Annotated in this window: 17 protein-coding genes; 11 read left to right on the forward strand and 6 right to left on the reverse strand. The window is 63.9% G+C overall.

The features are described from left to right. Positions 1 to 6: 6 nt before the first annotated feature. Positions 7 to 372, reverse strand: coding sequence for a RidA family protein (locus tag FJ953_RS25900; protein ID WP_140492093.1), 366 nt, complete (start codon positions 370 to 372; stop codon positions 7 to 9). A 212-nt stretch (positions 373 to 584) separates the two neighbouring features. Here FJ953_RS25900 and FJ953_RS25905 point away from each other — a divergent pair, with 212 nt between their 5' ends. Then, positions 585 to 1,070 (forward strand): hypothetical protein, encoded by a 486-nt coding sequence (locus FJ953_RS25905; RefSeq protein WP_140524553.1) that lies wholly within the window; start codon positions 585 to 587, stop codon positions 1,068 to 1,070. Positions 1,071 to 1,118: 48 nt separating this feature from the next. On the opposite strand, the gene FJ953_RS25910 is transcribed toward FJ953_RS25905, so the two are convergent. Beyond that, positions 1,119 to 1,754, reverse strand: coding sequence for an isoprenylcysteine carboxylmethyltransferase family protein (locus FJ953_RS25910; protein WP_140625358.1), 636 nt, complete (start codon positions 1,752 to 1,754; stop codon positions 1,119 to 1,121). Positions 1,755 to 2,015: 261 nt separating this feature from the next. Between FJ953_RS25910 and FJ953_RS25915 the strand changes: the two genes are divergently transcribed. The 5 genes from FJ953_RS25915 (at position 2,016) to FJ953_RS25935 (ending at position 5,712) form a co-directional block, all read left to right on the forward strand. Next, the gene (locus FJ953_RS25915) at positions 2,016 to 2,273 is read left to right on the forward strand and encodes a hypothetical protein (RefSeq protein WP_140625359.1); all 258 of its coding nucleotides are present in this window, start codon (positions 2,016 to 2,018) and stop codon (positions 2,271 to 2,273) included. 32 nt (positions 2,274 to 2,305) lie between these two features. Then, positions 2,306 to 3,103 (forward strand): hypothetical protein, encoded by a 798-nt coding sequence (locus FJ953_RS25920; protein WP_140492106.1) that lies wholly within the window; start codon positions 2,306 to 2,308, stop codon positions 3,101 to 3,103. A gap of 103 nt (positions 3,104 to 3,206) precedes the next feature. Continuing rightward, a complete protein-coding gene (locus FJ953_RS25925; RefSeq protein ID WP_140492109.1) occupies positions 3,207 to 3,890 on the forward strand; it encodes a winged helix-turn-helix domain-containing protein in 684 nt (227 codons plus the stop codon). Next, positions 3,887 to 5,257: a HAMP domain-containing sensor histidine kinase gene (locus tag FJ953_RS25930; RefSeq protein ID WP_140492112.1), complete on the forward strand. Its 1,371-nt coding sequence runs from the start codon at positions 3,887 to 3,889 to the stop codon at positions 5,255 to 5,257. Before FJ953_RS25925 ends, FJ953_RS25930 begins: the two co-directional genes overlap by 4 nt. 200 nt (positions 5,258 to 5,457) lie before the next feature. Further along, on the forward strand, positions 5,458 to 5,712 hold the full coding sequence (locus FJ953_RS25935; RefSeq protein WP_140492115.1) for a DUF1344 domain-containing protein: 255 nt from the start codon (positions 5,458 to 5,460) through the stop codon (positions 5,710 to 5,712). Between the two features lie 45 nt (positions 5,713 to 5,757). Here FJ953_RS25935 and FJ953_RS25940 read toward each other — a convergent pair whose 3' ends face one another. Then, positions 5,758 to 6,186: an Lrp/AsnC family transcriptional regulator gene (locus FJ953_RS25940; RefSeq protein ID WP_140492118.1), complete on the reverse strand. Its 429-nt coding sequence runs from the start codon at positions 6,184 to 6,186 to the stop codon at positions 5,758 to 5,760. Positions 6,187 to 6,312: 126 nt separating this feature from the next. On the opposite strand from FJ953_RS25940, the gene FJ953_RS25945 reads away from it, so the two are divergent. From FJ953_RS25945 to FJ953_RS25965, 5 genes are all read left to right on the forward strand, one after another. Next, a complete protein-coding gene (locus tag FJ953_RS25945; RefSeq protein ID WP_140625360.1) occupies positions 6,313 to 7,416 on the forward strand; it encodes a saccharopine dehydrogenase family protein in 1,104 nt (367 codons plus the stop codon). 111 nt (positions 7,417 to 7,527) lie between these two features. Then, the gene (locus FJ953_RS25950) at positions 7,528 to 7,911 is read left to right on the forward strand and encodes a RidA family protein (RefSeq protein WP_140625361.1); all 384 of its coding nucleotides are present in this window, start codon (positions 7,528 to 7,530) and stop codon (positions 7,909 to 7,911) included. Between the two features lie 13 nt (positions 7,912 to 7,924). Beyond that, positions 7,925 to 8,275 carry a VOC family protein gene (locus FJ953_RS25955; protein WP_140625362.1) on the forward strand — a complete coding sequence of 117 codons (351 nt, stop codon included), beginning with the start codon at positions 7,925 to 7,927 and terminating at the stop codon, positions 8,273 to 8,275. Positions 8,276 to 8,469: 194 nt separating this feature from the next. Next, positions 8,470 to 9,573, forward strand: coding sequence for a 3-isopropylmalate dehydrogenase (gene leuB / locus FJ953_RS25960; RefSeq protein ID WP_140625363.1), 1,104 nt, complete (start codon positions 8,470 to 8,472; stop codon positions 9,571 to 9,573). A gap of 4 nt (positions 9,574 to 9,577) precedes the next feature. Beyond that, entirely contained in the window at positions 9,578 to 10,057 is a 480-nt protein-coding gene (locus tag FJ953_RS25965) for a GNAT family N-acetyltransferase (protein ID WP_140625364.1), read from the forward strand. Here the strand turns inward: FJ953_RS25965 and FJ953_RS25970 are convergent. The 3 genes from FJ953_RS25970 to FJ953_RS25980 all read right to left on the reverse strand — a co-directional run bounded on the left by FJ953_RS25970 (position 10,047) and on the right by FJ953_RS25980 (position 13,483). Beyond that, entirely contained in the window at positions 10,047 to 10,718 is a 672-nt protein-coding gene (locus FJ953_RS25970; protein WP_140625365.1) for a DUF805 domain-containing protein, read from the reverse strand. The genes FJ953_RS25965 and FJ953_RS25970 overlap by 11 nt on opposite strands. 72 nt (positions 10,719 to 10,790) lie before the next feature. Continuing rightward, the gene (locus FJ953_RS25975) at positions 10,791 to 11,504 is read right to left on the reverse strand and encodes a DUF805 domain-containing protein (protein ID WP_140492138.1); all 714 of its coding nucleotides are present in this window, start codon (positions 11,502 to 11,504) and stop codon (positions 10,791 to 10,793) included. A gap of 116 nt (positions 11,505 to 11,620) precedes the next feature. Further along, positions 11,621 to 13,483 carry a DEAD/DEAH box helicase gene (locus FJ953_RS25980; protein WP_140524564.1) on the reverse strand — a complete coding sequence of 621 codons (1,863 nt, stop codon included), beginning with the start codon at positions 13,481 to 13,483 and terminating at the stop codon, positions 11,621 to 11,623. Between the last annotated feature and the right edge of the window lie 2 nt (positions 13,484 to 13,485).

The raw sequence follows: 13,485 nt of genomic DNA on the forward strand, positions 1-13,485 counted from the left end.
CGGCCGTCAGAGCGGCCGGTAAGCGACGGCTTCCACTTCGATCTTGATGTCGATCATCAGCCGCGATTCGACCGTGGTGCGGGCCGGCGGGTTCTTCGGGAAATGCCTGGCATAGACGGTGTTGAAGGCGCCGAAGTCGCGCGCGTCCTCCAGCCAGACGGTGGTCTTGACCACATCGTCCATGGTGCAGCCGGCCTGCGCCAGCGCCGCCTTGACGTTGGAAAGCACCTGCTCCGTCTGTTCGGATATGCCGCCCCTGACCACGATGCCGTCGCCGCCGACCGGCACCTGGCCCGAGATATAGACGAAGTCGCCGGCCCGCACCGCGGGTGACAGCGGGACATGCGACGTTCCAAAACATTGCTTGGGCAAGGGCGGACCTCCTCTGATGATATGACGGGACGCGATGGGAGCGCCCGCTTCGGCCGAGATTTACCCCGATCGAGGCGATCCCGATAGAGGTCTTGTTGGAAAGCAACATTCCTGGAAATCCATGTTGCTTTATTACAGAAGCGCTTGCATCGTGCGCGCTCGCCGGCCGGGCCTGAAACGGACGGGCGCATTTCCAGAGCGGAGAACCGAGAATGACCTTCGACAAGAACCCGTTTCCATCAGGTGATGCCGACCGCCACGCCCTCTGGGAGATGCTGGTGCGGCGCGACATCGATGCCTTCATCGGTCAGGACTGGTCCATGGTCGAGGACGATTTTGTCGCCGAAAGCTTCTTCGGCATGCACGCGCATTTTCTTGCCAACGCCGACGCCTGGCGGCTGCAGTTCCCGCGGCTGGAGATCTATCGCGACGAGTGGCTGCGCCAGGCCAAGGAAACGGCGGCGACCAAATTCGCGGAGCCGCTGCGCGAGGCGCTGTTCCGCGTCACCAACCTGCGCGACATCGATGTCGACGGCGACCGCGCCGTGCTGCACAAGAAATTCGACGGCACCGTCGCCAAGGCGGATGGCGATGTCGATCGGCTGAAATGGCAGACGCTGTATTTCTGCAGGAAGGTCGGCGGCAGCTGGAAGATCGCGGGCTTCGTCGGCTACATGCCCTATCCGCTGGGAGGCTGATAGCGCCTGTTGTCGAGGGCGGGTCGGTTTTTGCAACCGATCCGACGATCAGTAGAGCGTCACGAAGGGCGGGAACAGCAGCCCGCTCTCCCGGAGATATTCGATCAGCTCGATGGCCGGGAAAATGGCCAGGAAATAGAGCCCGTCATAGAAGGTGCGCTTCAGCGCGCGCGTCGAGAATTGCAACTCGTCATTGTCGCGGTAAAGCAGCGGGTTCGGCCAGAAGCGCGGCGTGGCCTTGGTGTAGGCGAGATAGGCCGGGCCGAATTTGCCCAGGAGGTATTCGGCTTCCTTGCGCGCCGTGACGCGGAAGATGAGGAAGCTGGCAGCGCCCAGCGCCACGGCCGCCAGAACCGAGCCGTAGAGCAGTCCGATACCGACAGCGCCCACCGTCGAGAAGAAATAGAGTGGGTTCTGACTTATCGAGAACGGTCCGATCGAGACCAGTTCCTCGTTTTTCTTGCCGCCGACATAGAGGATGCTCCAGAGCCGGCCGGCGACGCAGGCGAGCACCAGACAGAAGCCGAGGAATTCGAGCGTCTCGTGGCCTTGCGAGCCCTCGTTGAGCCCAGGCTTGGTGAGGAACAGAAGCAGGACCGCGAGCACCGCCGCCACTCGCACGAAAATCAGCCGTTTGCGCTGGACGAAGGCCTCTGAGACCGGCTTGAGGGAAGCGTAGGTCATTCGTGTTTTCCTGGGGCGCTGGCGAGGCCAGCGTGCACTCGGGCACGCCATTGATGGCGGATACAAGGCAATCGCTTTCTATCAAAGCAGCGCACGACGTTCGTAAAGCCTTTTTGCGCCAACCAGGTCCAACCTTACGAATTTGTATGCCGGCGGACAGGCTGGAGTGAAGTCGCTTCCATATCATTGCGATGCCGGTCCGCCATGGGCCGACATCAACTATGGCCGCCGGACCACCGGCATCGGACAGGGACTGGTTTCATGAGAAGATTTGCACTTGCCATTGCGGTGGGCAGCCTCGCTGTCTCGGCTTCGATCTCGCCCGTTTTCGCCGCCACCGCACCTTGCGAGGACACACTGAAGGCTCTTCGCGCGGCGGAGGCTACGGTTAAGCTCGGCGCCTCCGACACGGCGAAGGTCTCGGAACTAGAGAGCCAGGGCATCGAACGCTGCAATGCCGACGATGATAAGCGCGCCGACGACTTCTTCGCCCAGGCCATGAAGGTCATAGGCAAGTAAGTCCGCGAATCACAAACCGCAGGACATCCGCCATGCTCACTTCCAACGCGCAAAAGCCCGCCGGATCGACCCACAACAGGGTCCCGGACGTCACCGCCGATTTCTGGCTGATCAAGCTGATGGCGGTGACCATGGGCGAGACGGCGGCTGACTATCTCGCCGTCAACCTTGGCCTTGGGCTGACCGCCACGTCGTTGATCATGACCGGCGTCCTAGTCGTTGCCCTTGCCCTCCAGTTCGCCCAGAAACGCTACGTGCCCTGGGCTTACTGGCTGGCGGTGGTGCTGATCAGCGTCGTCGGCACGCTGATATCAGACAATCTGGTCGACAATTTCGGCGTGCGTCTCGAAACGACCACGATCGCCTTCACCGTCATGCTCGCCGCCACATTCGCTGTTTGGTATGCAAGCGAGCGGACGCTGTCGATCCACACCATCTTCACCACCCGGCGCGAGATCTTCTACTGGCTGGCGATCCTGTTCACCTTCTCGCTCGGCACCGCCGCCGGCGATCTCGTCGCCGAGAGCTTCGACATGGGCTACCTGACGACCGGCCTGCTGTTCGGCGGCGTAATCGCGGTCATCGCGGGTGCCTATTACCTGCTTCATCTGGACGGCATTCTCGCCTTCTGGCTCGCCTATATCCTGACGCGGCCACTTGGCGCCTCCTTCGGCGATCTGCTGTCGCAGCCAGTCGAATATGGCGGCCTCGGTTTCGGCACCACCTTCACCAGCCTGATCTTCCTCGGCTGCATCATTGCCCTGGTTCTCTACATGACGCTGAAGAAGACCGCAGACGATGCCGACGAGATCTTGCTGGAATCGGACTGACGCCGGACAAGCGCAGCCGAGCTTACCGGCCACGTGCCATCCTAGGAACGGACCCACGCCGGTGCTAGCCTGTTCCCAACATCGGCAATCAACCGGAACAGCGATGCGACTTCTTCTTGTTGAGGATGACCACAGGACGGCTGACTACATCGTCAGGGGCCTGACCGAGGCCGGCCATGTCTGCGACCTATTGCGCAACGGGCACGACGCGCTCTTCGCCGCGACCAGCGGCGGCTATGACGTGATCGTGGCCGACCGGATGATCCCAGGCCTCGACGGCCTGTCGATGGTTAAGGCGGTCCGTGCGGCGGGCGTGCGCACGCCGGCGATCTTTCTCACGTCCGTCGGCGGCATCGACGACCGTGTCGAGGGCCTCGAGGCTGGCGGCGACGACTATCTGGTCAAGCCTTTCGCCTTTTCCGAATTGCTTGCCCGCATCAATGCGCTCGGCCGCAGGCCGGCCGCACTGGAGCAGAAGACCGTTCTGCGGGTAGCCGACCTCGAAATGGACCTGATCATGCGCCGCGTTGCCAGGCAGGGCCAGCCGATCGACCTGCAACCGCGTGAGTTCAGCCTGTTGGAGGTGCTGATGCGCGGCGAGGGCCGGGTGATCACCCGCACCATGCTCCTGGAGCGCGTCTGGGATTTCCATTTCGATCCCAGGACCAGCGTCGTCGAGACCCATATCAGCCGCTTGCGGGCCAAGATCGACAGGCCTTTCGAAACCCAGCTCATCCATACGGTCCGCAATACCGGCTACAGCCTGCACGCACCGCTTTCACCATGACCGCAACATGGTCCCGGCTGCCGCGCAGCACGCCGTTCCGGCTCGCCTTGACGTTCGCCTTCCTGTTCATGCTGGCTTTCGTGCTGTCCGGCGCCATCGTCTACCGGATGATGAGCGCCGATCTTGCGGGACGGCTCGACGAAACCATCAGGGAAACCTACTCGGTCGTCGCCGCAACGTATACCGAGAGCGACCTCGAGGACCTGATCGCCACGGTCGAGAGTCATTCGCAGCTCAGCTCCAAGAAGGAACAGCTCTTTTCGCTGACCGACGCGGCCGGCAACCGTCTGGCCGGCAACTTCACCGCGGCTGGAGTTCCCGACGGGTTCTCGATGCTCGACGCAAAAATGCCCGGTGTGCCGGCCGGTGCCCAATACCGTGCCTATTCCGGCTCGATTGGCGGCAACAATCTGACGATCGCCTTCAGCCTGTCCGAGACGGAGGAACTGGAAACTATCATACTGATGAGCTTCGGCTGGGCGACGCTGATCATCGCCGGGCTGGCGGTGGCCGGCGGCGCCTTGCTCGCCTCGCGCGTTCAGCGCCGGCTCGACGGCATTGCCGCCACTATGGTGGATGTCTCGCATGGCCGGCTGGATACCCGCATTCCACTGACCGGCAATGGCGACGACATCGACGTCGTGTCCAATCAGGTCAATGCGGCTCTTGATCGTCTGTCGGCGCTGGTCGAAGGCATGAAGCAGGTCAGCGCCGACATTGCGCACGATCTGAAGACGCCGCTCAATCGGCTGCAGATGATTCTGGAGGGCGCGGCCGACAAGGCGGCGCAGGATCAGGATGTCTCCGGCGACCTGGCCGACGCGCGCGCGGAGGGTCACCAGATCAACGAGACCTTTGACGCGCTGCTTAGAATTGCACAGATCGAGGCTGGCGCGCGCAAGGCGCGCTTTACCGATGTCGATCTCGGCGAGATTCTGCAAACCATCGCCGAGATCTACACCGAGGTGGCAGAGGACGACTGCAAGTCGCTGTCGTCGCAGCGGCTGGACGGGACGACGGACCGGATCCATGGCGATCGCGAGCTGCTGATGCAGATGTTCGCCAACCTGGTCGAGAATGCGCTGCGCCATTGCCCGCCCGGCACCGCGATCAAATTGTCGGCCGAACGCCGGGACGAGCATATCCTGGCCAGAGTCGCCGACAACGGTCCTGGCATCCCGGCGTACGAGCGTGAAAAAGTGTTCCAGCGGCTCTACCGGCTGGACCACAGCCGCTCGACGCCAGGCAGCGGCCTCGGCCTCAGCCTCGTTAGGGCCATCGCCGACCTGCACGGCGCATCGATCACGCTTGAGGACTGCCGGCCGGGTCTCGCCGTGATGGTGAGTTTCCCGCTGGCGTCGGGTTAGCCGGCGATAGACCTGGATCCTCTGTCCGTCATCCCGGTCTTACGGATCCGTAAGGCGCCGGCCAGCTGCCCGACAACTCGCCTCGCTAGGATCGACCGATCTTCTCTCGATCCGGGGGAAGCGGGGCGGCAACTGTAATCGTTCCGACCCCTCGATGCCGAACCACTTCGGCACCACAACAAGCGTTAGGAGAAAAGACCATGAGGAAATTCGTCATCGCCGCCGCGACAGTGCTGGCGGCCGCATCCTCGACGGCAGCCCTTGCAAGGACGGTTACCAGCACCATCGTCAATGTCGATGCAAAGGGCGACGCCATCACGCTGGCCGACGGCAAGACGCTGAACCTGCCGGAGGGCATAGAGGTCGAGACGCTGAAGCCCGGCAAGAAGGTGATCGTCACCTATTCGACGAAATCCGGCAAATCGCTGGTCTCGAACATCCAGCCTGCCAAGTAAAGGCGGCACGACCGGGCCGCCTGCGGCCCGGTTTTTCACCGGTGATCACCGATCGATCCGCGTCGACAGGATGATCGACGACGATGTCCGTTCGACGCCTTCGAGGGCGCCGATCTGGTCGAGCAGCGTGTCCAGGTCCTTGATCGACGGCGCGTCGGCGATGACGATCATGTCGAAATTGCCGCTCACCGAATGCAGCGTCCTGACCGGCGCCAGGGCGCGCAGGCTGCGCACCACCTTGTCGGCGAGCTTGGGCGTCACGGTGAGCAGCACATGCGCCCGCACCAGTCCCTGTTCATAATCGGGCGCAAGCTTGACGCCGTAGCCGGCGATGATGCCGCGCTGCTCCAGCCGTTCGATGCGGCTCTGCACCGTGGTGCGCGACACGCCGAGCCGGCGCGCCAGAGCGGCGGTCGAGGCGCGGGCGTTCTCGCGCAACAGGGCAAGCAGGGCCTGGTCGGCATCACTGAGCATTTCAACGAACCTGGTCGGCATATCGACAAAAAGGGTACTTCATTTCGTACAATTCCACGCTTCCTTTCGTCCGGCAAGCCGCGATTGTAGCGGGACAAATCAACTGTCGGGCGAGGGAACCGGGTCATGAAGAAAATTGTTGTCGTCGGCGCCGGCAAGATCGGCTCGACCATTGCCGAGATGCTGTTTTCAACCGGGGACTATCACGTCACTCTCGTCGACCGCTCGGCCGCGCAGCTTGCCGCGGCCGAACTGCCTGACGGGGTCGAGACGCTGGAACTCGACATCGCGGCCGCAGGCAGGCTGGAAGCTGCGCTCGCCGGCAAGTTCGCGGTGCTCAGCGCCGCCCCCTTCCATCTGACCACGCGCATCGCCGAAGCCGCCGCAAGCGCCGACGTGCATTATCTCGACCTCACCGAGGACGTCGTCTCGACCCGGCGCGTGAAGGAACTGGCGCGTTCGGCCAACAGCGCCTTCATCCCGCAATGCGGGCTGGCGCCGGGCTTCATCTCGATCGTCGCCAACGATCTCGCCAGCCGTTTCGACACGCTGGAAAGCGTGCGCATGCGGGTCGGCGCGCTGCCGCAATATCCCTCGAACGCGCTGAACTACAATCTGACCTGGAGCACCGACGGCGTCATCAACGAATATTGCGAGCCCTGCGAGGCGATCGTCGAGGGCGAGCTGGTCGAGGTGCCGCCGCTGGAGGAGCGCGAGGAATTCTCGCTCGACGGGGTAACCTACGAGGCCTTCAACACCTCGGGCGGGCTCGGCACTTTGGCCGAGACGCTGAAGGGCAAGGTGCGCACGCTCAACTATCGCACTATCCGCTATCCCGGCCACGCCGCCATCATGAAGGCGCTACTCAACGACCTCGGCCTGCGTCACCGCCGCGAGGTGTTGAAGGACATTTTCGAAAGCGCGCTGCCAGCGACGCTGCAGGACGTGGTCATCGTCTTCGTCACCGTCTCGGGGCGCAAGAACGGCCGCCTGCTGCAGGAGACCTACGCCAACAAGATCTATTCGAAGCGGGTCGGCCAGACGGTGCGCAGCGCCATCCAGATCACCACGGCATCCGGAATCTGCGCCGTGCTCGACATGCTGGCCGACGGTACCTTGCCGGCGACCGGCTTCGTCAAGCAGGAGGACATCGCGCTCGACGCCTTCCTCGCCAACCGCTTCGGCCGCGCCTACGCCCAGCACGAGATGGTCAGCCGGCTGGCGAGCTGAGGCCCAGCGGACGCTCAAGGTCATCGGGACAACGGCCAGCTCCGTCTGGCCTATGGCCGTGCGAGGCCTTTGCCCGCAAAGTGGTTGCGAACACCCCTTTGCGAGGATGCCATGCGAAAGCTGATCTCCACCGGTTCGCCCTTCGAGAAGACCGCCGGCTATTCGCGCGCCGTGGTGCAGGGCGACTGGTGTTTCGTGTCCGGAACGACCGGCTATGACTATGCCTCGATGACGATGCCGGAAACGGTCGAGGCGCAGACGCGCAATTGCCTGGCAACCATCGCCAAAGCCTTGCTGGACGGTGGCTTCGACATGGAGGATGTGGTGCGCGCGCATTACTATATCACCGACCAGGCCTTCGTCGACGTGGTGTTCCCCATTCTCGGCGAAGCGTTCGGCGAGATCAGGCCGGCGGCAACGATGATCGTGTGCCAGCTCAACAGGCCGGAGATGAAGATCGAAATCGAGGTGACGGCGCTGCGGCGCACAGACTGAGGAGGCCAATGCCATGAAGGTGCGGCGCATCGTAGCCAATATCGAAACAAAGGATGCGGCATCGGCGAGGCGCTTCTACCACGACCTGCTCGGCCTCGATATGCTCATGGATCAAGGCTGGATCGTCACCTACGGGTCCGAGGAAAGGATGCAGGTACAGGTCAGCTTCATGGCGCAAGGCGGGTCGGGCACGCCGGTGCCGGACCTGTCGATCGAGGTCGACGACGTTGATGCCGCACTCGACGCCATGAAGGCAGCCGGCTTCGCCATCGAATACGGACCGGCCGACGAGCCTTGGGGCGTGCGGCGCTTCTATGTGCGCGATCCTTTCGGCCGGCTGGTCAACATTCTCTCGCATCGGTGAATATCTGCAAAGCGCCGAGGCGACTGCTGACCTGGACATGCTGGCGGGACAGCGCCCCCCTCTGGCCTGGCGGCCATCTCCCCCTCAAGGGGGGAGATTACGCGCTTAGCCGCCTTCGCCAATTGTTCCTCCTTGCGTCGCAACCGCTTGGCGTTTAGCAAAGCGCCGGTTCAAATCTTTCTGGGACGGTTTTCATGGCAACGAAGCATCTTTTCCTGCTCCCCGGCGACGGCATCGGCCCCGAGGCCATGGCCGAGGTCAAGAAGCTGATAGCGGCCATGAACGAGAAGCTCGGCAGCGGCTTCGCCACCGACGAGGGGCTGGTCGGCGGCTGCGCCTACGATGCACACGGTGCCGCGATTTCCGATGCCGACATGGAAAAGGCTGTTGCCGCCGAAGCCGTGCTGTTCGGCGCCGTCGGCGGGCCGAAATGGGATGCCGTGCCTTACGAGGTTCGCCCCGAGGCCGGCCTGCTGCGCCTGCGCAAGGACATGGAGCTGTTTGCCAATCTCAGGCCCGCGATCTGCTATCCGGCGCTGGCGGCGTCCTCCTCGCTGAAGCAAAAGGTGGTCGAAGGCCTCGACATATTGATCGTGCGCGAACTGACCGGCGGCGTCTATTTCGGCGAGCCCAAGCAGATCATCGATCTCGGCAACGGCCAGAAGCGCGGCATCGACACCCAGGTCTACGACACATTCGAGATCGAGCGCATTTCGGGCGTCGCCTTCGAATTGGCGCGCACGCGCAAGAACCATGTCACCTCGATGGAAAAGCGCAACGTCATGAAGTCCGGCGTGTTGTGGAACGAGGTCGTCACCCAGACCCACAAGGCCCGATATTCCGACGTCAAGCTCGACCACATGCTGGCCGATGCCGGCGGCATGCAACTGGTGCGCTGGCCCAAGCAGTTCGACGTCATCGTCACCGATAACCTGTTCGGCGACATGCTGTCCGATATCGCCGCCATGCTGACCGGCTCGATCGGCATGCTGCCTTCCGCCTCGCTCGGCGCGCCTGATGCCAAGACCAAGAAGCGCAAGGCGCTTTACGAGCCGGTGCACGGTTCGGCGCCCGATATCGCCGGCAAGGGCATCGCCAACCCGATCGCCATGATCGCTTCCTTCGCCATGTGCCTGCGCTATTCCTTCGCCATGGTCGATGAAGCCGACAAGCTCGAAGCGGCAATCGCTGCCGTGCTGGACGACGGGCTGCGCACCAAGGACATCCTCTCGGCTGGCATGACCGAGGTCGGCACGGTCGAGATGGGCGACGCGATCATCGCCAAGTTCCTGGGCTGAGCCCATGACGGTCGACGTCCGCTGGGCGACGACCGGCGACGCGACGGCGCTCGCCACAATGCTGTGCGACATGGCGGTGCACTACCGGCAGCCGCCGCTCGACCACGAGCGCGCCTTGTCGGCGGCACGCAAATGGCTGGATGAGGAAAGCCCGGCCTATCCGCATTTCGCGCTGGCCTTCATCGGGGCCGAGATCAGCGGCCTGGCGTCGGTAGCGATCGCGCATCCCGGCATCGACCTCGAGCGGCTATTGTTCCTCAAGGATCTGTTCGTGCGCGACAAGGCTCGCAACGCTGGGGTCGGCCGGGCGCTGGTCGGCTTTCTCGCCGACCATTGCCGACGCAACGGCATCGGCCGCATCGACCTGACCACCGAGGACTGGAACGAAGGCGCGCTGCGCTTCTACGACCGGCTTGGCGAACGCCACGGTCAGAAGATCTTTCTCAGGCTTTCGGGCGAGGCGCTGGGGGCGGTCAGACCCTGACGCCCGCCGGCACCGGTCCCCAAGGATTTTCGCCCAGCTGAGGCGGCATAAGCCCGAAGACTAGCACGGCGATGCCGCCAATGAGCGGGATGAAGCAAAGCAGGGCAAACCAGCCGCTCAGGCCGGCGTCATGCGCACGCCGTACGAGGAGCGCAATGCAAGGCAGGATCAATCCCGAAAGGAACACCAGTAGGGGTATGAACCCTATGAACCCCATCGGCGTCCTGTCCGCGTTGGTTTCGAAGCCGTTGATCGCCAGTTCAACAAGTATCCCGAAGCCGAAAAGCGCGAGCACCCCGAGGGTGTAGAATAGCCAGAAGGCCCAGAATTCCTTGCGGCGGGAGCGTCCGGTGAAATTGCCATAATCCGCGATCACCGCGCGCCAGAAATAAGCCCACAACCCTGTGGAGTAGGCGGGCCGGCTTCGGGCAGAACGGCTGGTCTGCCGTGGCTGATTGGTGGTTGACGACGATGCGGCCGAGGCCGTGGCGACAATATTGTGCGCCGTGCCGTCGCCCGGCTGGAACTCGACAAGGGTACCCTTGTCGAGGGGCAGTTCCAGGCTGAAATCGATACGGGAAAAGATGTAGCGTTTGCCGTCGGTTCCGTTGATGTAACCGTAGTCCTGGCCTTCGTCATAGTGGAACACCGTCCCGCGCATGCTCTGCCCCATTTCACATTGCGTCGCGATACGCTACTCAAGGTTGCATATAATTGCAATACGCACGCAGAGCTACGTTCTGGCGCCCGCCGGCACCGGTCCCCACTGGTTCTCCCGGGCCTGGGTCGGGATGAGCGCGAAGACCAGGATGATCAGGCTGCCGATGGTGGGGATCAGGATCACCAGGAAAAGCCAGCCGGTCAGGCCGATATCGTGCAAGCGACGCACGGTCATGCCGAGGCCAGGCAGAAAGGTCGCAAGTAGGAAAAGGCCGAACAGGCCAATCGTCACCGCCGGCATTTCAGCGTCGTCGAGATTGCCCATCGCGGCATCGGCGAAAATGCCGATGCCGGTCACTGCCAGCAGCGCGACGAACCAGAACAGGCAATAGGCCCAGTATTCCTTGCGGCGGGCGCGGCCGGTGAAGTTGAAATAATTCTCGGTGATGCCGCGCCAGAAATAACCCCACAGGCCGGGCTCGGCCGGCCCGGTGCTGGCGGCGCGGCCAAAATGCCGCGGCTGTGCGATTTGAGCAGCGGAAGAGACGGACGCACCGGTTCGCGCATGGGCGCCGGCGGCCACGCCGGTTGGAGGCGCGGATTGGGCGCCGGCCGGGAAGATGTCGCGCGCCTGGCCGCCGCCGGGCTGGAATTCAACGGCCGTGCCTCGGGCAATTGCGATTTCGCGGCGCAGATCCTCACGCGCGAAAGTATAGCGCTCACCATCCGCCCCGGTGATGAAGCCGAAGCCCTGGGTCTCGTCATAGTGAAGAACTTCGCCGCGCATGCCCCGATCCCCCGAACGCCCGACCAGACTGTTCAAAGTTCCGGCGGATCGCAAGGGGCAGCATGAAAATGCGACGGCTGGCGCGGCAGCCATCGTGACGACATGGCCGGGAGATCTCAGCTCGGCCGCTTCTTCGCCTTCTTGGGTTTCGGCGGTCCGGCGTTGTCGAATTTCGGCTTGCCCGGCTTTTTCGCCCAGGGCTTCGCGTCAGATGCGGCGGGGCGCTGGTCGCCAGCCGGCGCGCGCTTCTCGAATTTGCGCTTCGGCGCGTTCGGGTCGAACGGCGCCTTGCCGCGATGCGGTTTCTTGTCCGGACCTGGCGGCTGGTAGCCGGCGCGCGACAGGTCCGGCATGCCGTCCAGCCGTTTCACCACGATGTTACCCTGCAATTTGCGGTCGGGACCAACGGCGGCAAGGAAACGGTCGGCCCAGTCGGCGGCGATCTGCACGAAGGTCTCTTCCGGCTGCATCTTGATGGCGCCGATCTCGCGCTTGGTGATGCTGCCGGTGCGGCACAGCATCGGAATCAGCCAGCGTGGCTCGGCATTCTGCCGGCGCCCGACCGACAGCGAAAACCAGACGCTGGCGCCGAAATCGTCGCGGCGGCTGGGCGCCTCGTCGCGGCGCGCGAAGTTTTCGCCCGCCGGTCTTTCACGCGACGGCGTGAACGGCGCGACGTCCATCAGATCCTCTGGCGCCGAGCGGCTCGAGCGGCACAGCCGCACGAAGGCGGCCGTCACCTGCTCGGCGCCGTGCTTGGCGAGAAGCGCGTCGATGAAGCCGCGTTCGTCGTCCTTCACCGGTTCATCGAAGGCGGGATCGGCAAGGATGCGCTCGTCGTCGCGGCGGATCACGTCGTCGGCGGATGGCGGACTTGCCCATGTCGCGGTCAGCTTTGCGCTCGCCAGCAGGCGTTCGGTTCGCCTGCGGGCGCTGTTGGGCACGATCAGCGCGCTGACGCCCTTGCGACCCGCGCGTCCGGTGCGGCCGCTTCGGTGCAGCAGCGTTTCCGGGTTGGTCGGCAGGTCGGCATGGATGACCAGCTCCAGATTGGGCAGGTCGATGCCGCGCGCCGCGACGTCGGTGGCGATGCAGACCTTGGCGCGGCCATCGCGCATCGCCTGCAGCGCGTGGCTGCGTTCGTTCTGGCTGAGCTCGCCCGAGAGCGCGACGACTGAAAAATTGCGGTTGTTGAAGCGTGCGGTGAGATGGTTGACGGCGGCACGGGTGTTGCAGAACACCAGCGCGTTTTTCGCCTCGTAGAAACGCAGCACATTGATGATGGCGTTCTCGCGATCGGCCTGGGCGACGCTGAGCGCCCGGTATTCGATGTCGAGATGCTGCTTCTCCTCGCCGGCGGCCGAGATGCGCACGGCGTCACGTTGATAGCCCTGGGCGAGGGTTGCGATGGAGCGCGGCACGGTGGCCGAAAACATCAGCGTGCGGCGCTCGGCGGGGGCGGCGTCGAGGATGAATTCCAGGTCCTCGCGAAAACCGAGATCGAGCATCTCGTCGGCTTCGTCCAGCACCACCGCCTTCAGCGCCGACATGTCGAGCGAGTTTCGCGTGATGTGGTCGCGCAGCCGCCCGGGCGTGCCGACGACGATATGGGCGCCGCGCTCCAGCGCGCGCCGTTCGGTGCGCATGTCCATGCCGCCGACGCAGGAGGCGACCGTGGCGCCGGTCAGCTCGTAGAGCCATTCCAGTTCGCGCGTCACCTGCAGCGCCAGCTCGCGCGTCGGCGCCACCGCCAGCGCCAGCGGGGCCGCGGCATGGGCAAAGCGGTCGGCGCCGCCGAGGAGCGTCGGCGCCATGGCAAGGCCGAAGGCCACCGTCTTGCCGGAACCGGTCTGCGCCGACACCAGCGCGTCGGCCTGGCCAAGCTCCAGGACCGCCTTCTGCACCGGCGTCAGTTCGGCATAGCCGCGTTTTTCCAGCGCCTTTGCCAGCGCAGGAACAAGTGCTTCGAAGTTGGACATCT

It is taken from the genome of Mesorhizobium sp. B2-3-6, assembly GCF_006442305.1.
Lineage (GTDB): Bacteria > Pseudomonadota > Alphaproteobacteria > Rhizobiales > Rhizobiaceae > Mesorhizobium.